The organism is Myxococcus sp. MISCRS1 (assembly GCF_026626605.1).
GTDB lineage: Bacteria > Myxococcota > Myxococcia > Myxococcales > Myxococcaceae > Myxococcus > Myxococcus fulvus.
Map to the genome: position 1 here is coordinate 9,276,904 of NZ_JAPNKB010000001.1, position 24,426 is coordinate 9,301,329.

At 70.5% G+C, this 24,426-nt stretch carries 22 protein-coding genes; 15 read left to right on the forward strand and 7 right to left on the reverse strand.

Translation table 11 applies throughout. The features are described 5' to 3' along the window. Nucleotides 1-136 precede the first annotated feature (136 nt). Together sinM and sinK are read right to left on the reverse strand one after the other, a co-directional pair. Nucleotides 137-1,315: a signal integration modulator SinM gene (gene sinM / locus OWM54_RS37305; protein WP_267700467.1), complete on the reverse strand. Its 1,179-nt coding sequence runs from the start codon at nt 1,313-1,315 to the stop codon at nt 137-139. Continuing rightward, on the reverse strand, nt 1,312-2,823 hold the full coding sequence (sinK, locus tag OWM54_RS37310) for a hybrid histidine protein kinase/response regulator SinK (RefSeq protein WP_170300461.1): 1,512 nt from the start codon (nt 2,821-2,823) through the stop codon (nt 1,312-1,314). Before sinK ends, sinM begins: the two co-directional genes overlap by 4 nt. 153 nt (nt 2,824-2,976) lie before the next feature. Here sinK and OWM54_RS37315 point away from each other — a divergent pair, with 153 nt between their 5' ends. Further along, nucleotides 2,977-3,372 carry a demethoxyubiquinone hydroxylase family protein gene (locus tag OWM54_RS37315; RefSeq protein ID WP_046714599.1) on the forward strand — a complete coding sequence of 132 codons (396 nt, stop codon included), beginning with the start codon at nt 2,977-2,979 and terminating at the stop codon, nt 3,370-3,372. Between the two features lie 3 nt (nt 3,373-3,375). Here the strand turns inward: OWM54_RS37315 and OWM54_RS37320 are convergent, their stop codons facing one another. Next, nucleotides 3,376-4,752 (reverse strand): diguanylate cyclase, encoded by a 1,377-nt coding sequence (locus tag OWM54_RS37320; protein ID WP_267700468.1) that lies wholly within the window; start codon nt 4,750-4,752, stop codon nt 3,376-3,378. A gap of 50 nt (nt 4,753-4,802) precedes the next feature. Here OWM54_RS37320 and OWM54_RS37325 point away from each other — a divergent pair, with 50 nt between their 5' ends. The 4 genes from OWM54_RS37325 (at nt 4,803) to nadC (ending at nt 11,800) form a co-directional block, all read left to right on the forward strand. Continuing rightward, complete coding sequence (locus OWM54_RS37325; RefSeq protein WP_141323844.1) at nt 4,803-5,618, forward strand: chemotaxis protein CheW; 816 nt, start codon at nt 4,803-4,805, stop codon at nt 5,616-5,618. Between the two features lie 117 nt (nt 5,619-5,735). Next, on the forward strand, nt 5,736-7,019 hold the full coding sequence (locus OWM54_RS37330; RefSeq protein ID WP_267700469.1) for a response regulator: 1,284 nt from the start codon (nt 5,736-5,738) through the stop codon (nt 7,017-7,019). Nucleotides 7,020-7,082: 63 nt separating this feature from the next. Further along, on the forward strand, nt 7,083-10,907 hold the full coding sequence (locus OWM54_RS37335; RefSeq protein ID WP_267700470.1) for a valine--tRNA ligase: 3,825 nt from the start codon (nt 7,083-7,085) through the stop codon (nt 10,905-10,907). A gap of 11 nt (nt 10,908-10,918) precedes the next feature. Beyond that, a complete protein-coding gene (gene nadC / locus OWM54_RS37340) occupies nt 10,919-11,800 on the forward strand; it encodes a carboxylating nicotinate-nucleotide diphosphorylase (protein WP_174816738.1) in 882 nt (293 codons plus the stop codon). Between the two features lie 3 nt (nt 11,801-11,803). Here the strand turns inward: nadC and OWM54_RS37345 are convergent, their stop codons facing one another. After that, nucleotides 11,804-12,508, reverse strand: coding sequence for a helix-turn-helix transcriptional regulator (locus OWM54_RS37345; RefSeq protein ID WP_267701199.1), 705 nt, complete (start codon nt 12,506-12,508; stop codon nt 11,804-11,806). A 104-nt stretch (nt 12,509-12,612) separates the two neighbouring features. On the opposite strand from OWM54_RS37345, the gene OWM54_RS37350 reads away from it, so the two are divergent. Both OWM54_RS37350 and OWM54_RS37355 read left to right on the forward strand, forming a co-directional pair. Continuing rightward, the gene (locus OWM54_RS37350; RefSeq protein ID WP_267700471.1) at nt 12,613-13,374 is read left to right on the forward strand and encodes an alpha/beta fold hydrolase; all 762 of its coding nucleotides are present in this window, start codon (nt 12,613-12,615) and stop codon (nt 13,372-13,374) included. A gap of 151 nt (nt 13,375-13,525) precedes the next feature. After that, entirely contained in the window at nt 13,526-13,996 is a 471-nt protein-coding gene (locus OWM54_RS37355; RefSeq protein ID WP_141323839.1) for a hypothetical protein, read from the forward strand. Between the two features lie 15 nt (nt 13,997-14,011). Here OWM54_RS37355 and OWM54_RS37360 read toward each other — a convergent pair whose 3' ends face one another. Next, nucleotides 14,012-15,628, reverse strand: a complete 1,617-nt coding sequence (locus OWM54_RS37360) for an alkaline phosphatase family protein (protein WP_267700472.1) — start codon at nt 15,626-15,628, stop codon at nt 14,012-14,014. 100 nt (nt 15,629-15,728) lie between these two features. On the opposite strand from OWM54_RS37360, the gene OWM54_RS37365 reads away from it, so the two are divergent. The 4 genes from OWM54_RS37365 (at nt 15,729) to OWM54_RS37380 (ending at nt 18,141) form a co-directional block, all read left to right on the forward strand. Further along, nucleotides 15,729-16,139 (forward strand): acyl-CoA thioesterase, encoded by a 411-nt coding sequence (locus OWM54_RS37365; RefSeq protein ID WP_046714591.1) that lies wholly within the window; start codon nt 15,729-15,731, stop codon nt 16,137-16,139. A 13-nt stretch (nt 16,140-16,152) separates the two neighbouring features. Next, a complete protein-coding gene (glpX, locus tag OWM54_RS37370; RefSeq protein ID WP_267700473.1) occupies nt 16,153-17,121 on the forward strand; it encodes a class II fructose-bisphosphatase in 969 nt (322 codons plus the stop codon). A 33-nt stretch (nt 17,122-17,154) separates the two neighbouring features. Beyond that, nucleotides 17,155-17,580, forward strand: a complete 426-nt coding sequence (locus OWM54_RS37375) for a type II toxin-antitoxin system RatA family toxin (RefSeq protein WP_223752017.1) — start codon at nt 17,155-17,157, stop codon at nt 17,578-17,580. A gap of 384 nt (nt 17,581-17,964) precedes the next feature. Further along, complete coding sequence (locus OWM54_RS37380; RefSeq protein ID WP_194869062.1) at nt 17,965-18,141, forward strand: hypothetical protein; 177 nt, start codon at nt 17,965-17,967, stop codon at nt 18,139-18,141. A gap of 119 nt (nt 18,142-18,260) precedes the next feature. Here OWM54_RS37380 and OWM54_RS37385 read toward each other — a convergent pair whose 3' ends face one another. Further along, on the reverse strand, nt 18,261-19,328 hold the full coding sequence (locus tag OWM54_RS37385) for an ADP-ribosylglycohydrolase family protein (RefSeq protein WP_248546050.1): 1,068 nt from the start codon (nt 19,326-19,328) through the stop codon (nt 18,261-18,263). A gap of 79 nt (nt 19,329-19,407) precedes the next feature. Here OWM54_RS37385 and surE point away from each other — a divergent pair, with 79 nt between their 5' ends. From surE to OWM54_RS37405, 4 genes are all read left to right on the forward strand, one after another. Continuing rightward, entirely contained in the window at nt 19,408-20,190 is a 783-nt protein-coding gene (surE, locus tag OWM54_RS37390; RefSeq protein ID WP_223752015.1) for a 5'/3'-nucleotidase SurE, read from the forward strand. Between the two features lie 2 nt (nt 20,191-20,192). Then, the gene (locus OWM54_RS37395; RefSeq protein WP_267700474.1) at nt 20,193-21,149 is read left to right on the forward strand and encodes a peptidoglycan DD-metalloendopeptidase family protein; all 957 of its coding nucleotides are present in this window, start codon (nt 20,193-20,195) and stop codon (nt 21,147-21,149) included. A 124-nt stretch (nt 21,150-21,273) separates the two neighbouring features. Continuing rightward, a complete protein-coding gene (locus tag OWM54_RS37400) occupies nt 21,274-22,398 on the forward strand; it encodes a hypothetical protein (protein ID WP_267700475.1) in 1,125 nt (374 codons plus the stop codon). 15 nt (nt 22,399-22,413) lie between these two features. Beyond that, a complete protein-coding gene (locus OWM54_RS37405) occupies nt 22,414-23,553 on the forward strand; it encodes a tetratricopeptide repeat protein (RefSeq protein ID WP_267700476.1) in 1,140 nt (379 codons plus the stop codon). 37 nt (nt 23,554-23,590) lie between these two features. Here the strand turns inward: OWM54_RS37405 and lexA are convergent, their stop codons facing one another. Beyond that, a complete protein-coding gene (lexA, locus tag OWM54_RS37410; RefSeq protein WP_046714584.1) occupies nt 23,591-24,256 on the reverse strand; it encodes a transcriptional repressor LexA in 666 nt (221 codons plus the stop codon). Nucleotides 24,257-24,426 lie beyond the last annotated feature (170 nt).

Below are 24,426 nucleotides of genomic sequence, written 5' to 3' on the forward strand. Positions count from 1 at the left end.
CAAGGCTGGTGCGCATCAGGCCCCGCGGCCCGCAGCGCCTGAGGGAAGACGGGACCGACGCGAGGAGGGGCCGGCGTCAGGGCACGTGGCCTGACGCGCCTCGGCGGCGATGGGACCGACGCGAGGCGGGGCCGCGTCAGGGCACGCGGCCGACCGCACCCCCGGTGCCGCTCTCCTGCGAAGTGAAGAGCAGCGTGTCTCCGTCCACGATGAGGCCACCGGGGCCCGTGCCCACGGGACCGACAGAGTCGGTGGTGTTCGCCGGGCACCCGCGCACCCGGCGCAGGAAGCCCGCGTCACCCGCCACGGACTCCTTGAAGTACACGGCGCCATGCAGCTCGACGGGGAAGAGGGGACCCTGCAGCCCGTCCGCGAGCACACGTGCCTCGCCACCGGCCCTCGGCAACGCGAGGACACGGCCCGTGCCGCCGCCTCCCTCGGTGATGAGGAAGCGCGTGGGCGTCAGCTCCAGCGAGGTGCCCGAGGTGATGCTCGCATTCACGCGCGCTGCTGGAGTTTCCAGGTCCAACGGGACGCGGTAGAGACCCGGCTCCGTGTTCCCCGTCACGAGGAACCACACGTCCGTGCCGTCGATCCGCGCACCACGGACCTGGGTACCGGCGGGGCCCTCGTACAGCACCAGTGACGAGGACGCGCTCCCCGTCGCGTCCACGCGCACGAGCCGCCGTGCTCCCGTCGCGACCACGACGTAGTCACGCCCGGCCAGCCGTCCGAGGCGAACGTCCGTCCCGCTGGAGATGACATCCGGCACCGAGGCCTCGATGGGCACCGTGCCGCGCGCGCCCGTGGCCTTGTCCACGCGCCACAGTCCCGTCTGGTCCAACACGAAGACGAACTGCGTGTTCACTGCGATGGCGTTGGGGGCAATGAAGCCCTTCGCCACCGTCGCCACCTCGCCTCCCGACCTGGGGACCCGGAGGATCTGCCCGTTGCCCTCGGTCTGGCTCGGACGCAGCGAGTGCGACTCGGAGATGTAGATGTCGGTCGCGTCCACCGCGAGCCTGCGCGGATTGTTCAGCCCAGGGACGAGCAGGGATTCGCGCACCGAGGCAGGGGGCTCGCAGCTCCCCGCGTCCTCCTCGCCAGAGCCCGCATCCGGCGAGCCGGTGCCGCCGTCTCCCGTCGAGCCACCGTCATCGGCGCCCGTTCCACCATCGTCGTCGGAACCTGCGTCACTCCCAGCATCCGAGCCCGAATCCACGGGCCCGCTCGCGTCCGGTTCGCCCTGCACCGGGGGCTTGTCCGAGGAACACGCCACACCCAGCAACAGGACGGACAGGAGCGCGAGTCTCATGGGACGCCTTTCTTGAACGCGCGGCTCAGCTCACGGCTGAGCGCCGTGGTATCGGACAACAACTTCGGCAGGCACGCCGCCGCTCCCGCGCGCAGCGACTCCAGCGCCGTCTCCATCGTCAGGTGCTCGGCGAGCACAACGAAGGGCGCGCCCTGCGCCAGCGCCTTGCCCAGCTCCAGCGCCTTGCGCCCGTACGCCGGCGAGAAGTCCCAGCTCACCACCACACCCGCGGGCTGCTCCAACGCGATGAGCTCCGACGTGGGGAGGATGCGCGCCTCCAAGCCCACCAACTCCAGCGCCTCGGCGATCTGCGCCGCCGTGGTCGGGTTGTCCTCGAGCACGTCCACCCGCTTCACCTGCGTCGCGGCCCCAGGCTGGGCCGGCGGCGCCGCGAGCGTCGCGCGCAGCAGGTTGCGCACCTCGCGGATGTCATCGAAGGGCTTGAGCAGGTAGTCCACCACGCCCAGCTCCAGCGCCTGCTGCGTCGTCACCAGCGACGGATAGCCCGTCATCAAAATCACCCGCGACGTCGCGGACAGCCGCCGCGCCTGCTGCGCCAGCTCCAGCCCGGACAGGCCCGGCAGGTTCTTGTCCGTGACGATGAGGTCCACCGGCGCCTCGCGCAGCAGGTCCAGCGCCTCCTCGCCGCTCGCGGCCTCGATGACCTCGCACTCCTTGCTCATCAAGTCGCGGAACACCATGCGGATGATGGTCTCGTCATCCACCACCAACAGCCGCTTGCGCCGCCCGGGCGCCGCCTCGGTCGCGGGGAAGAGCACCCGGAACACCGTCGCCGGCGGCGGCACGTCCCGAATCGCGCCCTGCGGCGCCAGGTCGATGCGCGCGTGGTGCTCCTGCGCGATGCGCCGACACACCGACAACCCCAGCCCCGTGCCCCGCTTGCTGGCGGTGACGTACGGCTCGAAGATGCGCTCCTTGAGCTCGTCGGGGATGCCCGGGCCCCAGTCCGCCACGTACAGCACCGGCGCCGAGCCCTCGCGCGTGAGCACCACCTTCACCCGCCCGCGCCCCGACATCGCGTCGCGCGCGTTGTTGAGCAGGTTCAGCGTGAGCTGCTCGATGAGCCGCGCGTTGCCCTGCGCGAAGATGTCCTCGGGCGCCTCGACCTCCAGTGAGATTCGCGCCGAGTCCGGGTTGACGCTGAAGAGCCTCGCGGCGGCCCAGATGGGCGCGGCGAGCGACAGGCGCTGCTGCGGCGCGGGCCGCTCGCTTGCCAGGCGGATGTAGTCGGAGACGATCTGCTCCATCCGCTCCACCTGCGACATGAGCAGCCGCAAGGGACCCGTGGGGCCACGGTCCTCGGCGAGCAGTTGTGCATACGCCTTCACGCCGAGCAACGGCTGCCGCAGCTCGTGCAGCACCTCGGCGGCGAGCTGGGTGGAGTGGAGTCCCGAGCGCTGGAAGGCCGCCGCGGCCGCACGCGCGGCTGGCAGGTCCCCCGCATCCAGGGCCTGGAGCAGTTGGGCGAGCGGCGCGGGTATCTCCATGTGAAGAGCATGACGGAGGCGGGCGGCTCCACGCAACGCACCAGGAGGGATTCCGTTGACCGACTCCCCGGGGACACGGATGCTCCGAGCGTTCGCCTCGCGGCCCCAGCCTCCCCTGGACTGGACGCCGCCGGTAGGCCTCGGAGGGCCTCAATGCCGCAGACCGACCCGTTCCATTCGCTCGTGCCCCGGAAGATGACCGACTCCGAGCTCGCGCGCTCCATCCGGCTCAACATCGAGGCGGAGCTGGACGCCATCAACCTCTACGCCGCCCACATCGACGCCACCGACAACGAGGAGGCCAAGGCCGTCCTCCGTCACGTCATGGATGAGGAGCGCGAGCACGCCGCCCTCTTCTGGCAGCTCATCGCCCGGCTGGACCCGGAGCAGGCCCAGCACGCCCAGGAGGCCGTGGAGAAGTTCAAGCTCATCATCTCCGGTGCCCCGCATGAGTCCGTGGAGGCAGTGGGCAAGGAAGGCAAGGGCGGCGCCGAGGCCCCCGAGCCCAGCATCGTCAAGCGCCTCACCGTGGGGAACATGCGGCCCTGAAGCTCAGGCGCCGCTGCTCCCCTGGCGCCGCTCGGCCGGGGGGGCCTCCAGGTCCTGCGCGGCCATGTAGACCACGTTTCGGGTGCCGCGCTTGCCGCGGTACATCGCCCGGTCCGACAAATCCAGCAGCGTGGCCTTGTCCCGTGCGTGCTCCGGGAAGCTCGCCACGCCGATACACGTGGACAGCTTGAGCGACAGCCCCTCGCGCGCGAGGAACTGGTGCGTCTCCATGGTGCGCCGGATGCGCTCGGCCACCTTGAGCGCGCCGCCCGAGTCGGTGTTGCGCAGCAGCACCACGTACTCGTCGCCGCCGTAGCGCGCCACCACGTCGTGGTCTCTCACGCAGCCCTTCACCACGCGCGCGGTCTCCACCAGCAGCTTGGAGCCGACCAGGTGTCCGTGGTTGTCGTTGATGGACTTGAAGTGGTCCAGGTCCAGGAACAGCAGGCTGAAGGGACGCTGCGTCTGGATGGACGCCTGGACCTCGCGGTCCAGCACCAGGTGCAGGTAGCGCGTGTTGAACAGGCGCGTCAGGTCGTCGACGTACGCCAGGTCCTCCACCGCCGCGAAGCGGTCCAGGTTGCGCAGGGCCAGCGCCCAGTTGCGCACCAGGTAGCTGGCGGCCTCGGCGCCGCCGTCCGTGGCGCGCGCGTCCGAGTAGAATAGCACCGCGTGCCCCAGCACCGTGTTCGACTCGATGGCCGGGAAGGAGCTCACGCGCTGGAAGGGGACATCCAGCATCTCCGAGTCGCTGGGCGCCTTGCCGTGGAGGAGCTGCTCGCGCAGCCACGCCACCAGCGCCTCCTCGGTGCCCTCGGGGAGCCCCCGCGTGCCCTGGGCGCGCAGGCCCAGGTTGGCGTCGCGCTCCAAGAGGACGATGCCGTTGGCGTGCGCCATGGTCTCCAGCGCGCTGGTGGTGGCGACGGCGAGCTTCTCGCGGTCCAGCGTGGTGGCCAGGCGCTGACCGGCCTCGAGCAGCGCGACGTGCCGGCGCAGCGAGGCGTTCTCCTGCATCAGCTCGCGGGTGGTGAGCGCGCGGCGCACCGCGTGCTGGAGGGCTTCGGGCGCGACGGGCTTGACCAGGTACTCCGCCGCGCCGCTCTTGATGGCGCGCACGGCGGGGTCCACCTTGTCCAGACCGGTGATGACCACCACCTCCACGCCCGGATGCCGCTCCCGCACGTGCCGGAGCACCTCCATGCCGTCGCCACCGGGGAGGATGAGGTCCGTCACCACCGCGTCGAACCGGTCCGCGGCGAGCGCCTGTCGGGCCTCCAGGAACGTGGCCACCGCCGTGACGGTGTGGCCCACGGCCGTGAGGTAGTCGCCGTAGAGGGTGCGGGCGATCTTTTCGTCGTCGACGAGGAGAATGCGCGCCATCTCCCGCATGGCTTAGCACCCCCCATGGAACGCTGCTAGGGTCGCGCCCCGTGTCGCCCTTCGAAAGCGGTCGCCGTCTCTGCTTGCTCGTCGAAGCCGGGGAGACCCGCTATGCCGTGGAAGCCACATCCGTCATGGAAGTGGCGATGCCCGGTGGCAATGGCAGCAACTTGCGAGGCGTGCTGGAAGTGAAGGACCTTGCGGCGCTGCTCGGCGGCGCGCCGGAGCCGGACGCGGGCATGGTGGTGGTGCTGGATGTGAGCCCCACGCTCGCGGTGCGAGTGCGCTCCGTGGTGGAGGTGGCGGACGTGGCGCGCGCGCCGTTCTTCCTGTTGCCGCCGGGGCTGGCGGACTCGCTGGCGCCGTTGAGCCGGGGGGCGGTGCTGCACAAGGACCGGCTGTACCTGGAGCTCATCGCGGAGGCGCTGCCGCACCGGGTGGGCCCCCGCGCGACGCCTGCTCCCCCGCGCCCCGTGCACTGGGCCGAGTCCGTGCCCGAGCGGGCGCTGGTCTTCGAGTCACAGGGGCGGCTGTTCGGCGTCCCCCTGGCCTTCGTGTCCCAGGTGGTGGAGCGGGGCGAGGCTTTCAGCGTCCTGCCCGTGCAGAGCGGGCCGGTCGCCGGTATCTTCCCGCATGCCCAGGTCCTGTGGCCCATCTGTTCGGTTCCGGCACTGCTCGGCACGCCCCCCGCGCCGGAGCCGTTCTTCCTCCTGGCGGAGCTGGCGGGACGTCACGTGGGGCTGACGGCCACGCGGGTGCTCGGAGTGCTGCAGCGCTTCGAGCCGGACGAGACGGCGGGGACCTTCCGGGTGCCCGGGTTGGCGGAGCCGGTGCTGTTCCTCGACCTGCAGCGCATGTTTTCTTGATCGTCCCGGAGCGCGAACCGTAAGCTGCCAGGCTTGATACCGTGCCGTGAAGCAGGTTTTCACGGCCGGATTCCTCAACGAATTCAGGGGGTCCGACGCCCCCGAGGCCCGATACCGATGCCCAAGAATCTGCTGGTCGCCGATGACTCGCTCACCATCCGCAAGGTGATCGGCATGATCTTCGCGACCGAGGACTTTCAGGTGACCGCGGTCGACAACGGGCTGGACGCCATCTCGCGCAGCCGCGAGCTGCGTCCGGACGTCGTCCTGGCCGACGTGATGATGCCGGGCAAGAGCGGCTACGAGGTCTGCGAGGCGCTGAAGAACGACCCGGCCACGCAGGGCATCCCGGTCATGCTGCTGGCGGGCACCTTCGAGGCCTTCGACGAGAACCGCGCCCGCGCGGCCCGCGCCGACGACCACATCACCAAGCCCTTCGAGAGCCAGGTGCTGCTCGACAAGGTGAAGGCGCTGGTCGGCCAGAAGTCCAACACCCTGCCGGCTTCTGTCGCCACGCAGGTGATTCGTCCCTCCGCCACGCCCGTCGCGCCGCAGCCGGCCCCCGCCGCCGCGCCTCCCGTGGCCGCCCGTCCGGGCGTGCCGCCGGCGCCGGGTGCGCGTCCTCCTGGCCCCGGGATGCCGCCGGGCCCTGGCGCTCCGCGTCCTCCGGGTCCGGGCATGCCGCCGGGCATGGCGCGTCCTCCTGGCCCTGGCATGCCGCCGGGTCCTGGCGCTCCGCGTCCTCCGGGTCCGGGCATGCCGCCGGGGCCGGGCATGGCGCGTCCTCCTGGCCCCGGGATGCCGCCGGGCCCTGGCGCTCCGCGTCCTCCGGGGCCGGGCATGCCGCCGGGCGCCGTGGGTCGTCCGGGTGTCCCGCCTCCGCCGGGGGCTCCCGCGCCGGGCATGCCGCCGCGTCCGGGGATGCCTCCGGGGCCTGGTGCTCCGGGCATGGCCGGTCGTCCGGGCGCGCCCGGGCCGGGCATGCCGGGTGGGCTGCCCCGTCCGCCGGGTGCCACGCCGCTGCCTCCCATCGCGGGGGGTGGGGCGACGCAGCCGGCGGCTCGCAACCGGGATCCGTTCGGCCTGGGGGCTCCGGCGGCGCCGGTGGCCGCCCAGCCGGCCATCAGCATCGAGGACTCGCTGCCGGACACCAGCGGCGCCGAGGAGATCTCCCTCGACATCGGTGGCCCGCCGACGGCGCCCGCTCCGGTGGCCCGTCCGGCCGCCACGGCGCGTCCCACATCGTCGGATGGGGGCGAGGCCCTGCTTCGCGAGGCGCTGTCCAAGGCGTCGCGCGAGGTCATCGAGAAGATTGCCTGGGAGGTCGTACCGCAGCTGGCGGAGACCATCATCCGTGAGGAGCTCGAGCGGCTCATCAAGGACCGAGAGACCCAGCACTGAGGCGCCCCGCGCCGTAACCCCTTGACCTTTGCCGGCCCCCCTCAGGGGGGCTGGCCGTCTTCAATGACCGACACGACCGAACTGTCCAAGGCCTACGAGCCCACCGAGGTCGAGGCTCGCCTCTATGCCTTCTGGCTCGAGCGCGACTACTTCCGCGCCGCGGCGACCTCCGACAAGCCCGCCTTCTCCATCGTCCTGCCGCCGCCCAACGTCACGGGCAGCCTGCACATCGGCCACGCGCTTACCGCGACCATCCAGGACATCCTCACGCGCTGGAAGCGGATGAGCGGCTTCAACGCGCTCTGGCTGCCGGGCACGGACCACGCCGGCATCGCCACGCAGATGGTGGTGGAGAAGGAGCTCAAGAAGACCGAGGGCAAGAGCCGCCACGACCTGGGCCGCGAGCAGTTCCTGGAGCGCGTCTGGACGTGGAAGGGCAAGTACGGCGCCCGCATCGGCGAGCAGCACCGCTTCCTGGGCGCGTCGCTGGACTGGAGCCGCGAGCGCTTCACCATGGACGACCAGTCGTCGGCCGCGGTGCGCGAGGTCTTCGTCCGGCTGTACGAAGAGGGCCTGATGTACCGGGCCCAGAAGCTCATCAACTGGTGTCCCTCGTGCCGCACGGCGCTGAGCGACCTGGAGGTCGAGCACGAGGAGAAGAACGGCTCCATCTGGCACATCCGCTATCCCATCAAGGACAGCGAGCGCACGCTCACCGTGGCGACGACGCGCCCGGAGACGATGCTGGGCGACACCGCCGTCGCCATCCACCCCGAGGACGAGCGCTACCTGGGGCTCGCCGGCCAGCAGGTGGTGCTGCCGCTGACGGGCCGCGAGATTCCCATCATCGCGGACGCGGAGCTGGTGGACCCGAAGTTCGGCACCGGCGTGGTGAAGGTCACGCCCGCGCACGACTTCAACGACTACCAGACGGGCCTGCGGCACAAACTGCCGATGCTGTCCATCCTGGACGAGTCGGCGCGGATGACGAAGGACACCGGCAAGTACGCTGGCATGGACCGCTTCGAGGCGCGCAAGGCGGTGCTCGCGGATCTGCAGGAGCAGGGGCTCCTGGAGAAGGAGGAGCCGCACAAGCTGAACGTCGGCACCTGCCAGCGCTGCACCACCGTGGTGGAGCCGCGCCTGTCGCCGCAGTGGTTCGTGAAGATCGAGCCGCTGGCGCGCCCGGCCATCGAGGCGGTGGAGCAGGGCCGCACGAAGTTCGTCCCCGAGTCGTGGACGAACACGTACTTCCACTGGATGCGCAACATCCACGACTGGTGCGTCAGCCGCCAGCTGTGGTGGGGCCACCAGATTCCCGCGTACTACTGCACGTCTTGCAGCCCTCGTCAGGGTGACGACACCGACCTCCCGCTGGATGCGCCGACGGTGAAGGTGGGCGGCGTGGACTTCGCTCGCGCGGAGCCCATCGTCGCGCGCACCGCGCCCGAGGCTTGCCCCAAGTGCGGCGGCAAGAGCTTCATCCAGGACCCGGACGTGCTGGACACCTGGTTCTCGTCCGCGCTCTGGCCCTTCTCCACGCTGGGCTGGCCGCGCGACACGGCGGAGCTGAAGACCTTCTACCCGACGTCCGTCATGGAGACGGGCCACGACATCATCTTCTTCTGGGTCGCCCGGATGATGATGATGGGCCTGCACTTCATGGGCGATGTGCCCTTCCGCACCGTGTACCTGCACGCGATGGTGCGCGACGAGAAGGGCGAGAAGATGTCCAAGACGAAGGGGAACGTCATCGATCCCCTGGACGTCATCCTCGGCGCCAAGCCCGAGCAGCTCAACGCGACGCTGAAGAACAAGTTCCCGCAGGGCATGCCCGCGTTCGGCGCGGACGCGCTGCGCTTCACGCTCGCCTCGCTCACCCAGCAGGGCCGCGACATCAAGCTGTCGATGGACCGGCTCGCCGGCTACAAGGCGTTCTGCAACAAGCTGTGGAACGCCAGCCGCTTCGCCCTGATGAACATGGGCGGCGGGTACCAGTACGACGGCCGCTCGCCGAAGGAGCTGCCGCTGACGCTGGCGGACCGGTGGATCCTCTCGCGCCTGCAGCGGGCGACGACGGAGGCCCGCGCGTCGCTGGAGGTCTACGGCTTCGCGGAGGCCGCCTCCACGCTCTACCAGTTCCTCTGGGCGGAGCTGTGCGACTGGTACATCGAGCTGTCGAAGCCCTCGCTGTACGGCGACGACGCGACGGCGAAGGACACCACGCGCGCGGTGCTGGTGTACGCGTTGGACCGCGTGCTGCGGCTGATGCACCCGTTCATGCCCTTCATCACCGAGGAGATCTGGCAGAAGCTGCCGATGTCCCGGCCGACGGAGAGCATCATGATTGCCTCCTACCCGGAGCCGGACGCGGCGCTGGTGGACGAGGCGGCCGAGTCGGAGATGGCGCCGGTCATCGCGGCCATCGAGGGGCTGCGCACCATCCGCGGTGAGAGCAACCTGCCGCCGGCCACCAAGCTGAAGGCCGTGGTGCAGAGCCCGGACGCGCGCACGCGCGAGCTGCTCGAGCGGTGGCGGGGCTACCTGCTGCCGCTGGCTGGCCTGTCCGACGTCCAGGTGGGCCCGCCGGGCGCCAAGCCTCCCCAGGCCGCGGCCTTCGTGGCGACGAACCTGGAGATCTACGTTCCGCTGGCCGGGCTCATCGACCTGGACGCGGAGCGGGACCGGCTGCGCAAGGAGATCGCCCGCGCCGAGCAGGAAGCGGCCAGCGTCCTTCGCAAGCTCGACAACCCCAACTTCGTGGCCAAGGCGCCTCCGGACGTGGTGGAGAAGGATCGCGCCCGCGTGGAGGAGTTGAAGGAGCGCAAGGCCAAGCTCGAAGATCACCTGCAGCGGATTGCCCCGGAGCCCTCCATGCCCGAGAACCTGCCGTCCGAGAGCACCACAAGTCCTGACGAGGAGAGTGCCTCCCCCTCCGAGCCGGCCCAGGTGAAGGTCGCCCCGTCGAAGCAAGAGACGGGCGGCGTCGACCTGGGCCAGGAGCTGAAGGGTGAGATGGGAGGGGACGAGGGCCAGGTGCCCCAGACGGACCCCCAGGTCCAGGACGCGCTCGCGAAGCTGCGCGAGGGGACGAAGGAGGGGCTGTCTCCCTCTGACCACCACGACCTGGGCGTCGCGTACATGAGCATGGGGCTCGTGGACGACGCGATGCGCGAGTTCGGCAAGGCGAAGGAGGGCGGCGATGGCCGCGAGGCTCCCGCCGATGCTCCCAAGGCAGAGAAGAAGCCCAAGAAGGCCAAGGCGCAGGCCGACGACGGGGCTCCCAGCGCGACGACGTTCCCGCCCCCGACGGAGGCTCCGGCCCCTGTCGCCAAGGCGGCTCCGGCGAAGAAGCCCGCCGCGCCCAAGCCCACGCCTCCGGGTGGGGTGGCCGCGAAGAAGGCCGGCGCGGACGTGGCGCCTCCGGGCGCGGAGTTCGTGGTGACGGCCCCGACGAAGAAGGCTCCCGCGAAGCCCGCGGACTCGGCTCCGGCGAAGAAGGCCGGCGCGAAGTCCGCTGGCAAGGCCCCGGCCAAGAAGGCTGGCGCGAAGTCCACGGGCAAGGCCGCTGCGAAGAAGACCGGCGCGAAGTCCACGGGCAAGGCCGCTGCGAAGAAGGCCGGCGCGAAGTCGGCGGGCAAGGCCCCGGCCAAGAAGGCTGGCGCGAAGTCCGCGGGCAAGGCCGCCGCGAAGAAAGGCGCCACGGGGAAGAAGGCCACGGGCAAGGCCGCCGCGAAGAAGGGCGCCCCGGCGAAGAAGGCCCCCGCGAAGTCGGCGGGCAAGAAGACGGGTGGCAAGGCCACCGCGAAGAAGGCCTCCGCCCGGAAGGCGGCGGCCAAGAAGGTCACCCGGGCGAAGCCCTCGGCACGGGCGAAGGCCCGGCGGTAGCAGGAGGAGACGTGCAGCAGGATTACCTGGATCGGCTCATCGACCTCGCCCTCGACGAAGACCTGGGGGCGGCGGGAGACGTCACCTCGCAAGCGCTCATCCCTCCCGACGCGGAGGGAAGCGCTGAGCTGGTCGCCAAGGAGCAGTTGGTCCTCGCGGGGCTGGAGGCCTTCACGCGCGTCTTTCACAAGGTCGACCCGGACGTCGAGGTGGAGCTGGTCCGCCAGGACGGCCAGGAGATCAAACCCAAGGTCGTGGCCGCCCGATGTCACGGGCGGCTGCGCTCCCTGCTCGCCGCCGAGCGCACCGCGCTCAACCTCGTGCAGCGCGCCGCCGGCATCGCCACCCTGGCTCAGCAGGCGATGACGTCGGTGCGTGGCTCGAAGATGCAGGTGCTGGACACGCGCAAGACGCCGCCGGGCATGCGCGTGCTGGCCAAGGACGCCGTCCGCATGGGCGGCGCCACCAACCACCGCTTCGGCCTCTTCGATGGCGTCCTCATCAAGGACAACCACATCGCGGCGGTGGGCGGCTCCATCTCCGAGGCGCTCAAGCGCGCCAAGGCCAATGGCCCGCGCCTGTGCAAGATTGAAATCGAGGTCACCAACCTCAAGCAGCTCGCGGAGGCCCTGGAGGGTGGGGCGGACGTGGTGATGCTCGACAACATGGACGACGCGCAGATTCGCGAGGCCGTGAAGCTCGCGGGGGGCCGCGTGCCTCTCGAGGTCTCCGGTGGCGTCACGCTGGACCGGCTGCCCCGGCTGGCGAAGATGGGCGTGGACTTCGTCTCCATGGGCGCGCTGACGCACTCGGCGCGGGCCATGGACCTGTCGCTGGAGATCACCAGCACCAAGAAGCCGCGTCGTCCGCGCGCGACGCCCACGCAGGGCTGAGCGTCACTGCTCCGGGCCCTTGCCTTTCTGGGCGAGGGCCTGGGCCTGCAACCCCTCCATGTCGGGCGTGAAGTGGCGCCCGGGCACGCGGCGGGGCCGCTGGATGCGGTCCATCCGGAACATCCGCGCCGCGGACTTCTCCACGTCGCGCGCGAGCACGTACCAGACGGGCGCCTCGACGAGCAGCCCGTGCGGCTCGACGCACCGGCGGCTCTTCTTCCCATGCCGGTCCACGTAGTCGAAGGACAGGCACACCTGCTCACGGAAGGCCTGCTCGAACACGGCGAGCAGCTCCCGGGGCGGAGTCCCCAGCTCCGCCAGCACCCGCTCCGTCGCGGGCTTCCCCACCACCACGCGTCGACAGAGCTCGCGCATGCCGCGTGCGCGCTCCTTCGGCACGCTGGCGAAGAGCTTGTCGAGCCCCGAGCGCGCCGCGTCCCCCCACGGCAGCGCGCTCCCCGTCGAGGACAGGCTCGCCATCAGCCACAGCGAGACGACCTCCTCCACGGACAGGTGGACGGCGGTGACGCCCCTGTCCCTTTCCAGGCGCACGCCACCTCCAGGGCCCGTGTCGCTGGCGATGGGCAGGCCCTGCCCGCGCAGCGTCGCGAGGTCCCGGTGGACGGTGCGCTCGCTCACCTCCAGCGCGGAGGCAATCTCCCCCACGGTGGTGGCCTCGCGCCCCCGCAGGAAGTCCACCAGACGCATCACTCGGCTGACTCGTGTCATTTGGTGACAGATTCTGACAGGGATGGGGCGTACTCAAGGATTCATGGCGCGGCTGGACGCGCTCTCGATTCCTGGAGGTCGTCATGAAGGGCACGGCGGGTGAGCTGTACGTGGATGATGGTGGCGTGGGTGGGCTTCCGGTGGTGTTCGTCCACTCGAGCGCCGGGAGCACGAAGCACTGGCGCGCGCAGCTGGAGCACCTGCGCACGTCGCGTCGCGCGCTCGCGTTGGACCTGCGCGGCCACGGCCAGTCCGAGCTCACGCAGGCCGCGGATGCCACCGTCGAGGACTTCGCCTCGGATGTGGCCGCGGTGGTGGAGGGGTTGAAGCTGGAGCGGTTCGTGCTCGTGGGACACAGCCTGGGCGGCGCGGTGTGCGCGGCGTACGCGGCGGCGAACCCCTCGCGCGTGGCGGGCTTGCTGCTGTTGGACCCCGCCTCCGACGGTCGCCAGATTCCCGCCGAGCAGGCCCAGGGGCTGATGGCGGTGCTGGGCTCGGACGCGTGGCTGTCCGTGGTGGAGGAGTACTGGGCGCCGATGCTCGCGCCGTCCAGCGAGGAGGTCCGGGCGCAGGTGCTCGCGGGCCTGCGCGCAACCCCGCGGCGCGCGGTGCGCTCCGGACTGGGCGCGCTGCTGACGTTCGACCCGGTGACGGCGCTGCGGGCCTACCCCGGGCCCAAGCTGTCCGTGGTGACGGCGCACAACCAGGGCCCGGACGCGTACCAGCACGTGGTGTCCGAGCTGCCGTGCCTGAAGGTGGAACCCGTCACCGGACACTGGCTCCAGCTCGATGCGCCTGTGTGGGTGAATGGCGTCCTGGACCGGTTCCTCGCGACCACAAGTTGATCCACGGACGCGTCGGCCTCATCCTCGTTCCGAAGGGCGGCGAGGGTGTCGCGTGGTGGGCATTCGTGGTGTGCGGGCGTTGCCGGGAAATGTCGTGATGTGAAGATTCGAAGCGTAGGGCCAGCGTCGCGCCGTCATCCCCCAGCCGACCATGATCAAGTTTCCCAAGAAGCCCGGGGCCCGAGGGCTGCCGGACATTCCGCCGAAGGCGTCCGTCCCCGCACGTCCGCCTGACCCGAAGCCCCTGGCGCCGACACCGGCGAGGGCCAGCGCGTCTCCCAAGGACGCGTTCCAGCCCACGGCCAGCGTGCCCCGCACCGGCTTCGCGGCTTCGCAGGCGCGACTGTCGGTGCTGACCACGAAGAAGTCCGAGCTGGAGCTCCAGGCCCAGCACATCCTCCAGTCGCGCAACCAGCTCAGCCACCTGATTGGCGTTTTGTCCAACCTGGCGGCGAAGCATCCGCCTGGCTCGCGCGAGGGACGGACGCTGGAGTCGCGCATCGCGAACATCCAGCAGGTGGACAAGGCGTTCGAGCTCCAGTTGCAGCAGCTCTCCACCCAGCGTCAGTCGGTGGAGGCGGAGCTCGACGCCGTCCAGAAGCTCATCGCGAAGACCCCCTAGGACCGGGGACTCGCGTCACTTGCCGGTGAGGATCTCCGCCCGGGGCTTGCCCTCCGTCGACGCGGGCATGCCCATCTCCATCAGCGCCGCGAGCGTGGGCGCCACGTCCACCGGGTCCAGCTCCGTCATGTACGTGCCCGGCTTGACGCCCTTGCCCGCGAACACCACGGGCACCTGCGAGTCGTACGAGTACGGCGAGCCGTGCGTGCTGCCCTGCGCGTCGTAATAGACGACCTGGAAGGGGGCCAGCATGTAGAGCACGTCGCCGCTGCGCTCCGGGTAGTAGCCCTTGCGCAGCGTGGCCAGGTGGCCCGCCGGGTCCGGCGCGGAGAACAGCTCCTCGCGCGTCACCGCCGCCACCACGATGGGCTGCTTCTTCAGCCAGTCCACCACCGCGCGCCGCACCTGGGCTCCATCCACCTTGCCCGACGCCAGCGCGGGGCCTCCCAGGTACACGTCTAGCTCCTCCATCGCCACGGTGACATCCGGCCCGAAGCGCTCCTTCACCATCGCCGTGATTCCCTCGCTGATGGCCTTCGGGTGCATCCGCTGCGCGGGCAGTCCCGCCGCGGCCCACTCCTCGGGCGCCGCCGCTCCGCCGTGGTCCGCCACCAGCGCGATGCTCAGGTTGGCGCGACCGCCCGCCGCGCGCTCGGCCGCGGAGATGAGCTCCCCCAGGGCCTTGTCCAAACGCAGCACCGTGTCCTGCATCTCCCACGAGTACGGGCCGTACTCATGGAACACGTTGTCCGTGCCGCTGAAGCTCACCATGAGCAGGTCCGGCACCGCGTCCTTGCCCAGTCCCTCGCCGGCGATGGCCGCCTTGGCCGCCTCCACGAGGAACTCGTGCGAGTCCGGGGATACGCCGAACGCCTTGTAGAAGTCCGTCCCCGGCGCCTTCAACCCTCCCGTGAGCGGGTGGGGGAACACGCGGCCCAGGCCGTACGAGTCCGCCTCGTGGGGCAGGTCATCCTCGCCCACGTACTCGGCGCGCGGACGCGACAGCTCCCACGTCTTGCCGAAGGACCGGTCCGGAATCTTGCGCGCGTTGAACTGCTGGAGCCACTGCGGGAACTCCTTCGCGTACCAGGTGCCGGTGACGAACTTGCCGCTGTCCTCGTCGAACCACCACGCCTGACCCAGCCGGCCCGCCATGGCGATGGCCGAGCGGGACTTGAGCGACACCGACACCGCCTTGCCGCGCTGCTGCGTGGCCATGCGCAGCCGGTCCGCCAGCGTCTCCGCCATCAGGTTGACGGGGCTCGCGTCCTGGCCCGGCTTGGACGCGGCCTCCAGCACCGGGTGCGCCGGGTCCACGAACGAATAGACCCGTTTGCCCGAGGCCCGGTCCCACCAGCGGTTGTCGACGATGCCGTGGCGCCACGGGTTGGCGCCGGTGGCCAGCGTGGTGTGGCCCGGCGCCGTGCGGCACTTCGCGTAGCCATAGCGCGCGTACGGGAAGTAGGCGCCACTGTCGAGCAGTTGACCCAAGCCGCCCTGGAGCCGGGGGCGGTTGCGGAGCAGGACGTCGCTGCCGAGCGCGTCCACGGTGATGAGCAGGGTGAGTCGGGGAGGACGCGCGGCGGCGGGGAGCGACGCCAGCACCACGGTCAGGACGAGGGCGCGAATCATACGTCCGAGAAGCTGCACTGCCCGGCCGCGTGGATGCAATCCAGAAGGTTCGTCGCGGCTTGGACGCAGGCGCCCACCCCCTGCTACGGTCCGCGCCCTCATGGTCGAGGCCCGACTTCGCGTCATCTACGGCGACACCGATCAGATGGGTGTCGTGTACTACGCGAACTACTTCCGCTACTTCGAGTTCGCCCGGAGCGAGTTCTTCCGCGCGCGCGGTGGCAGCTACCGGGAGCTGGAGGGCTCCGGGCTGATGCTGCCCGTGGCGGAGGCGAGCTGCGCGTACAAGGCGCCCGCGCGCTACGACGACGTGCTCGTCATCCGCGCGAGCGTGAGCGAGTTGCGGCGGGCCTCGGTCGTGTTCACCTACGAGCTTTTTCGCGAGGGCGAGCCGCGCACGTTGCTGTGCACCGGTCGTACCCTCCACGCGTGCGTGGGGCGCGACGGCAAGCCCACGCGGTTGCCGGAGTCCGTGGCCCGGCTGCTGGAAAATCCGAACGCAGGACCTTGAAGGAGCACAGAAGATGGATCGCAACCTGGCAATGGAGGTGGTGCGCGTCACCGAGATGGCGGCCATCGCCTCCGCCCGCCTGATGGGCCGTGGGGACAAGAACGAGTCGGACCAGGCCGCCGTGGACGCGATGCGCCGCGCCTTCGACGCGCTGCACATCGACGGCACCATCGTCATCGGCGAGGGCGAGCGCGACGAGGCGCCCATGCTCTACATCGGCGAGAAGGTGGGCCGCCGCGCCGACGGTGACCCGGCGGTGGACATCGCGTTGGACCCGCTCGAGGGCACCAACCTGTGCGCCTACGGCCGTCCGGGCTCCATCACCGTGGTGGCCATGGCCAGCAAGGGCGGGCTGCTCAACGCGCCGGACACGTACATGGAGAAGCTGGCCGTGGGCCCCAAGGCCCGGGGGGCCATCGACCTGCGCAAGAGCGCCACGGAGAACCTGCGCACCATCGCGGAGAAGATGAAGGTCTACGTGTCGGACCTCACCGTGGTGGTGTTGGATCGCGAGCGGCACCAGGACCTCATCAAGGAGATCCGCGCCGCGGGCGCGCGCATCCGGCTCATCGAGGACGGTGACGTCGCGGGCGCCATCGCCACGTGCTTCGAGGGCACGGGCGTGGACGTGCTGATGGGCACCGGCGGCGCCCCCGAGGGCGTCATCGCGGCGGCGGCCATCCGCGCCACCGGCGGCGACATGCAGGGCCGGCTGGTGCCCCGCAACGCGGGCGAAATCGAGCGCGCGAAGAAGATGGGCATCACCGACATGGCGAAGATCTACGCGGCGGAGGAGCTGGCCCGGGGCGAGGTGATGTTCGCGGCCACGGGCGTCACCAGCGGCGACTTCCTCAAGGGCGTGCGCTTCTTCGGCGGCGGCTGCGAGACGCACTCGGTGGTGATGCGCAGCAAGACGAGCACCGTGCGCTTCATCCAGTCCCTGCACAAGTTCGACAAGAAGCCGGGATACGCTTCCATCTAGGCCGTCCCCTCGACGCTTTCGGAGACCGACACCATGCCTGGCGCCACGCGGACCATCGTCATCAACGCCCCCATCGAGAAGGTGTTCGACGTCATCACGCAGTACGAGCGCTACCCGGAGTTCCTCCCGGAGGTGAAGGAGATCCGCACCGCCAACCGCAAGGGCGACACCGTCGACGTCCACTACAAGGTCGACGTGATGAAGACCGTCCGCTACTCCATCCGCGTGGTGGAGGAGCGCCCGCGCCGCATGGCCTGGACCTTCATCGAGGGCGAGGTCATGAAGGACAACAAGGGCAGCTGGCTGCTGGAGGCCGAGGGCGAGGGCAAGACGCGCGCGACCTACAACGTGGAGATGGCCCTGGGGCTTCTCGTGCCCAAGGCCGTCGTCAACGCCCTGGTGGACACCTCGCTGCCCAAGATGCTGGACGCCTTCAAGAAGCGCGCGGAGTCGCCCTGAGTCAGGGGTCCACCCGGACCCCTCGCCGGACGTTGACCCCGCCTGTCACGCGGCAGGCAGGCGGGCGAGCCCTTCCAGCAGGGAGGCTGACCTCCCTGAAGGGCGACGTGTGCCCGAGAAGGGTCTGCTTGCGGGCCGTCGTGAGGGCATTAGAATCAACACCATCCCGACCGGAAGTTTCGGATGTCCATGACATCTATGCCACGGTTCCCCTGGCCCTGATGTCGGATGGCGGACGAGCAACCGTGCGAGATGGCGGCAGCGTACCCAGTGCGGAACCGGGGTTCTTAATTTGCATCTGAGTGTCGTGGAAGTCGAAGCGCTTTTCGGGCGGGACGGCGGGCGTACATCGGGGTACGTAGGCTGAGGGGAGACGGAAGACCCATGCTCGACGCCTTCATCATCGAGGAAATCAAGCGCCGCGAGCGCCGCCGCGAGGACCACGACAGGCCCGTGGTGGAGCTGCCGCTGCCCATGCCGGACGACCGCCCTCGGCGGCGGACGGAGACCGAGGAAGAGAAGCCCCAGCGGGGCGTGGTGGTCATCGACATGCTCTCGTGAAGAGACAACCTCACGCGGCCCCACGGCCGCGTCGTGTGGCCACGAGCCCGCGGCGGACGTCCCGATGAGGACGGTCCACCGCGGGCTTCGTGCATCCTGGGCCCGGGCGGGGACGGCCCTCAGGTGGCCACGAGCCCCAGCAGGTGGCGGGGGTGGTAGACGTCCCACAGGGGGCCCTTCTGGGTGGAGAGGGCCTCCAGCACGTGCTTCCGCCACTCGGCGGGCAGGGCCTCCTCGCCGTGGAAGGCGCCCACCAGCGCGCCGGTGACGGCGCCGTGGACCTCGGTGTCGCCGCCCCGGTGGATGACGTCGATGAGGGCGGCCTGGGCGGTGGGCGCGTGCAGGAGCTCCCAGAAGGCCAGCCGGAAGGCGACGTGGATGGCGTGCTGGGCGCGGTGCACGTGCAGCTCAGGGCCGTACAGGCGCGGGTCGTCGTCACGGGCGCGCGCCAGGTCCTCGCGCAGCAGCTGCTGGGCGAAGGCCACCTCCTGGACGTAGTCGGGCGCGGAGCGGCCGAGCGCCGCTCCGGCGAGCAGCAGGCCGGACTCCGCCGCGGTGAGCACGTCCTCGAGCTTGAGCTCCGCGCCGCTGGTGACGGCCTTGGCGATGGCGGCGGTGAGGCTCGCGCAGGCAAGCTGGCAGCGTGGGTCGTAGTGGGTGAGGGCGGAGTCCTCGAGCGAGGCCTGGGTGCGGGCCTTCGGGTCGCTCGCCAGGTAGACGCCCAGGGGGGCGACGCGCGCGAGGCTGCCGGCGCCCACGGCCTTGCGGTGGCCCCGGAGCCACACGCGGCGGCCCGCGCCGAGCGGTGGCAGGCCGGACTGGCACTCCTCGAACACTTCCTTGAGGGGCTCGCTGACGTCGAAGGCGTGGGGCTGCCAGGCGCGGTAGCGGCGCAGGGCATCCGCCGCGTCGTAGCGCTTGAAGTCCCGCAGGCTGTGGCCCAGGGCGCAGGCCAGGTGGACCTCCTCCGTCACCTGGCCCTTGCGCAGCTGCTGGGGTCCTCCACCGGACATCGCCGTGTAGATGCCGTCCGCGAGGGTGGGGAAGGCGGGCGCGTGGAGGGGCCGGTGCGCGGTAGGCACCGCGAGGGCGTTGCCCACGGCGAGTCCCAGCAGGGCGCCCCTGCGTCGCTGGGCGAGGAGCGGATCAGGCCCCTGAGGGGCATTGCGGCGACGGGGCGGCGGCATTCGGCGGGTGGACACTGTAGCAGCGCGGTCCCCGAGTGTGCTTGCCCACTCCGGAGTGCTCCTCTACAACCGCGCGGCCATGCGGAAACCGCGGATTCTCGTATCCAACGACGACGGCTATTTCTCCGAGGGACTCCAGGCGCTGGTGGAGGCGGTGACGCCGCTGGGAGAGGTCTGGGTGGTGGCGCCGGACCGCGAGCAGAGCGCCGCGTCCCACGCCATCTCCCTGCACCGGCCCCTGCGCATCAAGGAGGTCCGCGAGCGGTGGTTCGCCATCGACGGGACGCCGACCGACTGCGCTTATCTGGCCATCGTCCATCTCCTGAAGGATGATCGCCCCACGCTCATGGTGTCCGGCATCAACCACGGTTCGAATCTGGCCGAAGACGTCACCTACTCGGGGACGGTCGCGGCGGCGATGGAAGGGGCCCTCCTGGGGGTGCCCGCCATCGCCTTCAGCCTCGTGGCGCGGGGCACGTTCGACTTCGCGCCCGCGGCCCGGTTCGCCCGCGCGCTGGTGACGGAGGCGCTGTCGCGTCCGTTGCCCAAGCGGATGCTGCTCAACGTGAACATCCCGGGTGGGGTGGAGCCGGAGGGCTACAGCGTCACGCGGCTGGGGCGCCACTCGTACGGCTATGGCGTGGTGGAGAAGGAGGACCCTCGCGGCCGGAAGTACTACTGGATTGGCGGCAGCGACTATCAGCACGAGGACATCCCGGGCAGCGACTGCAACGCCGTGCACCTGGCGAAGCGGGTGTCGGTGACGCCGCTGCACCTGGACCTGACGGACCATGGTCGCCTCGAGGACCTGGGAGGGTGGAACCTCCAGGGCTTCGCCCGACACGAGCCGGATGGTGCCTAGCGTTGAGGCCCGGCATCTGCATCCGAGCGGCCAGGGCGCTCCTGTTCCTCCTGTCGACCGTCGTCGTGACGGGCTGCGTGGGCCCCCGGGCGTCTTCCTCCGGGACGGAGCTCTCGCTGGTGCAGGAGACCAGGTCGCAGGCCGTCTCGGGTGACGGAGCCGGTGCGTCCGCCGCGTCGGGCGAAGCGCCACCGCCGAAGTCGGGGGCGTTCCCGTTCGCGCTGCGCTCCTCGCACGAGGAGCCGGAGCTGGTGGCCGTGCGCCACCGCGTGGCCGCGGGCGAGACGGTGTACCGCATCGCCAAGACGTACGGGCTCACGGTGGACGAGCTCAAGTCCGCCAACGGCATCAAGGACGTGCGCTCGCTGGCGGTGGGCCAGGAGCTGACGATTCCGGGCGTGGAGCGGCGCGTGCCGGTGGATGCGCCGGAAACGATCGCGGCGGAGGCGGACCCGGAGCCGGTGCGCACCTCGGTGGAGACCCCGCCTCGTCGCGGTGGGCCGGTGGTGGCGCGGCGCGAGGAGCCGCCGCGTCGACCCGTGTCGCGTCCGGGCGCGCGGCCCCGGCTGGCCACGCAGGGGATGATCGACTGGCCCCTCAAGGGCGTCCTGTACGGGAGATTCGGGAAGAAGGGGCGCGAGCCGCACGACGGCATCGACCTAGCGGCGCCCTCGGGGACGCCGGTGAAGACGGCGCAGGAGGGCACGGTGCTCTACGCCGGCGAGCAGCGCGGCTACGGCAACATCGTCATCGTCGAGCACGAGAACCGGCTCATCACGCTGTACGCGCACAACCGCGACTTGCGCGTGCGCACGGGGCAGAAGGTCCGCCGCTCGCAGGTCATCGCGACGGTGGGGGAGTCCGGCAAGACGTCCGGTCCGCACCTGCACTTCGAACTGCGGCTGGATGGGAAGCCCGTGGACCCGCTCGACTACCTGGGGCCGATGCCCAGCCTGTGAGCGCCTGGCCGGGGAGGGCGGGGCTCGCCTCGTCGCCTGCTGGGGGCGGGTTCCCGTGAGAATGTTCCATCGAGACCGGGCAGGCCCTCCGGGTGGGGGCCGGGGAAGGGTAGAGTCCCGCGCCGTGTCGCGCGTCTTCGCCCAGCTCGTGGTCCTCCTCGTCCTTGCTCCCTCCGCGTGGGCACAGTCCCCCGTGGCGTCGGTGCCGCCCCCCGAGGCTCCGCAGGTGGGCTCGGCCCCAACGCCTCCGGCCTCCGAAGCTCCCGCCGTCACCGCGCCGTCCGCTCCCGCTCCAGACGACGCGCCGATGAGCGTCGCGGTGCTCGCGTTCGACTCCAATCCTTCCGCGCGGGACTCGGTGACGGGCGTCACCTCGCTCATCACCGCGCGCCTCGCCGAGTCACCCCGCCTCTGGGTCATCTCCCAGCGCGACCTCGAGGCGTCCCTCGACGCCGAGCGCCGCCGCCAGCTCGCCGAGCTCGAGACGTGCGACGTCGGCCCGTGCCTCCAGCAGCTCGCCACCCTCACCGGCGCGCGCTACGTCGTGTCCGGCCGCGTGGACCGCTTCGGCGACTCGTACCTGCTCACCGCCCGACTGGTGGACACGGAGGCGGGGCTGACGCTCGCGAAGCCGCGCGCCGAGTCCCCCGAGGCCGACACGCTGTTCCCCACCGTCTACGCCATCGCCGACGCGCTGGTCGCCGAGCTCGTCAACCCCGGCGAGAACCACGGTGCCCGACCGCTGATTGGCGGCGCGCCTCGCACGGGCGGCGGCGGCCTGTCCCTGGGCCTGCGCATCAACAACAACTTCGTCGACAAGCTGGCCACCCTCAACCCGGGCGCCGACGTGGAGGTGGGCTACTGGTTCCACCCCGAGTGGCTCGGTTTCATCCAGGTGGGCTTCTCCTACGTGCAGTCCACCACCGAGGGCGCCAAGGGCGGCCTCAACGTCCTGCCCAGCGTCGTGGGCGCGCGCCACTACCACAACGTGGAGAAGTCCCTGCGCCCGTACTGGGGTTTCGGCCTGGGCGTGCAGCTGTCCTTCGGCGACTTCGGCATCTTCCAGTCCACCGGCCCCCTGCCCACCGTCGTGGGCTTCATCGGGCTGGAGTACCTCATCGCCGGCCACGTCGGCGTCCAGCTGGAGGCGGGCACCAACGTCGCCCAGGCGGTGCTCGGCCTGGCGGAATCCCAGCTCGGCGATGGCCTCAATCTGGACCTCAACCTGGGCATCGCGTACCACTTCTAGGATTCGGAGCCCCTCATGTTCCAGCGCCTGCGCGCCTTCCCGCTGATTGCCCTGCTCGCCGCCGCCGCGTGCGACGAGCGCCCCACGGTGACGCCCAAGGACCACGCGGAGGGCCTCTACATCAAGGGCACCGCCGAGTACCTCCAGGGCCAGTTCACCGCCGCGCTCGCGTCCTTCGACGAGATGCAGAAGCTGGCCCCCAATGACCCCCGGTTGCCCGCCGCCCGAGGCGAGGTCTACCTCTCCATGGGGAAGATCTCCGAGGCCGCCACCGAGTTCGAGGCCGCCCTCAAGCTGGAGCCCAAGCGCTCCACCAACTGGAGCCGCCTGGGCTTCGTCCAGGCCCAGCTGGGCCGCACCGACGAGGCCATGAGCTCGCTGCGCAAGGCCATCGGCCTGTACCCCAACGATGCCAACGCGCTGGAGCAGCTGGGCGAAATCCACTTCAAGAAGGGCGAGCACGAGGAGGCCGTCCGCCACTTCATCCTCGCCGCCAACGTCGCCTCCCATCTGGAGGCGAAGTCCGAGCTCATCCTTCGCGCCGTCGACGTGCTGACGAAGCAGGGGCGCGAGCCGGAAATCCTGGCGCTGGCGCAGAAGTCCGCCAACGAGGGGGTGCGCACCGCGGGCGTGCTCACCACCCTGGGGGACTCACTCGTGCGCGCCAAGAAGCTGCCCGAGGCCGCCGCCGCCTACCAGGAGGCCGCCAGCAAGTCTCCGAGAGACCCGACGCTGTGGGAGCTGGTCGGCACCATCCACCTGCAGCTCGACAAGCCGGGCGACGCCATCGCCGCGTACAAGGAGTCCCTGCGCGTGAAGGACCGCGCCATCGTCCACGTGGCGCTGGCGCGCATCCAGCTCGCGATGAAGAGCAAGGAGGGCGCGGAGCAGGAGCTCGCCGCCGCGCTCGAGTCCGTGCAGGGCAACGACGTGCGCGAGCTGCGGGAGCTGGCGGACCTGCTCGTCACCATGGAGCGCAAGTCGGATGCGCTGCGCATCCTCGGCAACCTGAGCGCCGAGAAGGACATGGCGAAGGACGCGGAGCTCCACCTCACCACGGCGCGCCTCGCGCGAGACTTGAAGGACGTCGCGCTCCAGCAGACCGCGTGTGCCCGCGTGCTGGCCGCGGACCCCACCCAGAAGAAGTGCCCCTGAGCTCCCTGCGGGAGCCCAGGAGCTCACGGGGCCACGGTTACGCGCGTCCGCCCTGCATCTTCCGGTACACGCCGACGACCAGTCCCAGAATCATCGTCGAGCGGAACTCCGTGCGGCTCACGTAGATGGGCTGCATGGTCGCGTTCGCCGGCTGGAAGCGGATGCGGTCGCCCTCCGGGTAGTAGCGCTTCACCGTGGCCTCGTCCTCGATGAGCGCCACCACGATGTCGCCCGGCTGGGCGGCCGGCGTCTTCTTCACGAAGAGGTAGTCGCCGTCGTGGATGCCGTCGTCAATCATGGACTGGCCCTTCACCCGCAGGGCGAAGACCTCCCGGCCGTTGACGCCTCCCAAAAGGAAGCTGTCGATCTTGACCGAGTCCTCCATGTGCTCCTGCGCGAGCAGCGGCGCGCCGGCGGCCACCTTGCCCAGCAGGGGGACCTCCACCATGCCCGCGTCGCGCTTGGCGCCCAGGCCCAAGAGCAGCCGGGCCCGCTTGGTGGGCACCAGCGAGCGGCTCTGCTGCTCGCCCCGGTTCAGGTAGCCCTTTCGCTCCAGCGCCTTGAGGTGGTCGTTCACCCCGTTGGTGGAGCGGATGTCCATGTGCTCGCCAATCTCCCGGATAGTGGGCGGGAATCCGCGAGTCTCCGTCTCCTTCACGATGAAGCTGAGAATCTCGCGCTGGCGGTCCGTCAGCTCTTCCATGCGCTCCCTCGCTCGGCGGGCCTGATTGCTACAGGGCGGTTGCCCAGGCAACAGGCTTTCAGTGTCCACTCTCCCTGAACAGACGTGTAGAGTCAATTCGTTCAGTGTCCCACCGCGCACCTGGAGTGCGTGCCCATCTTTTCGGCATTCTCAGTTCTTGAGGGTAGTGG

Excerpts from the sequence above, each read along its gene's own strand:
- sinM (WP_267700467.1), bottom strand. The coding sequence starts at position 1,315 with ATGAGACTCGCGCTCCTGTCCGTCCTGTTGCTGGGTGTGGCGTGTTCC.
- sinK (WP_170300461.1), bottom strand. The coding sequence starts at position 2,823 with ATGGAGATACCCGCGCCGCTCGCCCAACTGCTCCAGGCCCTGGATGCG.
- OWM54_RS37315 (WP_046714599.1), top strand. The coding sequence starts at position 2,977 with ATGCCGCAGACCGACCCGTTCCATTCGCTCGTGCCCCGGAAGATGACC.
- OWM54_RS37320 (WP_267700468.1), bottom strand. The coding sequence starts at position 4,752 with ATGGCGCGCATTCTCCTCGTCGACGACGAAAAGATCGCCCGCACCCTC.
- OWM54_RS37330 (WP_267700469.1), top strand. The coding sequence starts at position 5,736 with ATGCCCAAGAATCTGCTGGTCGCCGATGACTCGCTCACCATCCGCAAG.
- OWM54_RS37335 (WP_267700470.1), top strand. The coding sequence starts at position 7,083 with ATGACCGACACGACCGAACTGTCCAAGGCCTACGAGCCCACCGAGGTC.
- OWM54_RS37345 (WP_267701199.1), bottom strand. The coding sequence starts at position 12,508 with ATGCGTCTGGTGGACTTCCTGCGGGGGCGCGAGGCCACCACCGTGGGG.
- OWM54_RS37350 (WP_267700471.1), top strand. The coding sequence starts at position 12,613 with ATGAAGGGCACGGCGGGTGAGCTGTACGTGGATGATGGTGGCGTGGGT.
- OWM54_RS37355 (WP_141323839.1), top strand. The coding sequence starts at position 13,526 with ATGATCAAGTTTCCCAAGAAGCCCGGGGCCCGAGGGCTGCCGGACATT.
- OWM54_RS37360 (WP_267700472.1), bottom strand. The coding sequence starts at position 15,628 with ATGATTCGCGCCCTCGTCCTGACCGTGGTGCTGGCGTCGCTCCCCGCC.
- OWM54_RS37365 (WP_046714591.1), top strand. The coding sequence starts at position 15,729 with ATGGTCGAGGCCCGACTTCGCGTCATCTACGGCGACACCGATCAGATG.
- glpX (WP_267700473.1), top strand. The coding sequence starts at position 16,153 with ATGGATCGCAACCTGGCAATGGAGGTGGTGCGCGTCACCGAGATGGCG.
- OWM54_RS37375 (WP_223752017.1), top strand. The coding sequence starts at position 17,155 with ATGCCTGGCGCCACGCGGACCATCGTCATCAACGCCCCCATCGAGAAG.
- OWM54_RS37380 (WP_194869062.1), top strand. The coding sequence starts at position 17,965 with ATGCTCGACGCCTTCATCATCGAGGAAATCAAGCGCCGCGAGCGCCGC.
- OWM54_RS37385 (WP_248546050.1), bottom strand. The coding sequence starts at position 19,328 with ATGCCGCCGCCCCGTCGCCGCAATGCCCCTCAGGGGCCTGATCCGCTC.
- surE (WP_223752015.1), top strand. The coding sequence starts at position 19,408 with ATGCGGAAACCGCGGATTCTCGTATCCAACGACGACGGCTATTTCTCC.
- OWM54_RS37405 (WP_267700476.1), top strand. The coding sequence starts at position 22,414 with ATGTTCCAGCGCCTGCGCGCCTTCCCGCTGATTGCCCTGCTCGCCGCC.
- lexA (WP_046714584.1), bottom strand. The coding sequence starts at position 24,256 with ATGGAAGAGCTGACGGACCGCCAGCGCGAGATTCTCAGCTTCATCGTG.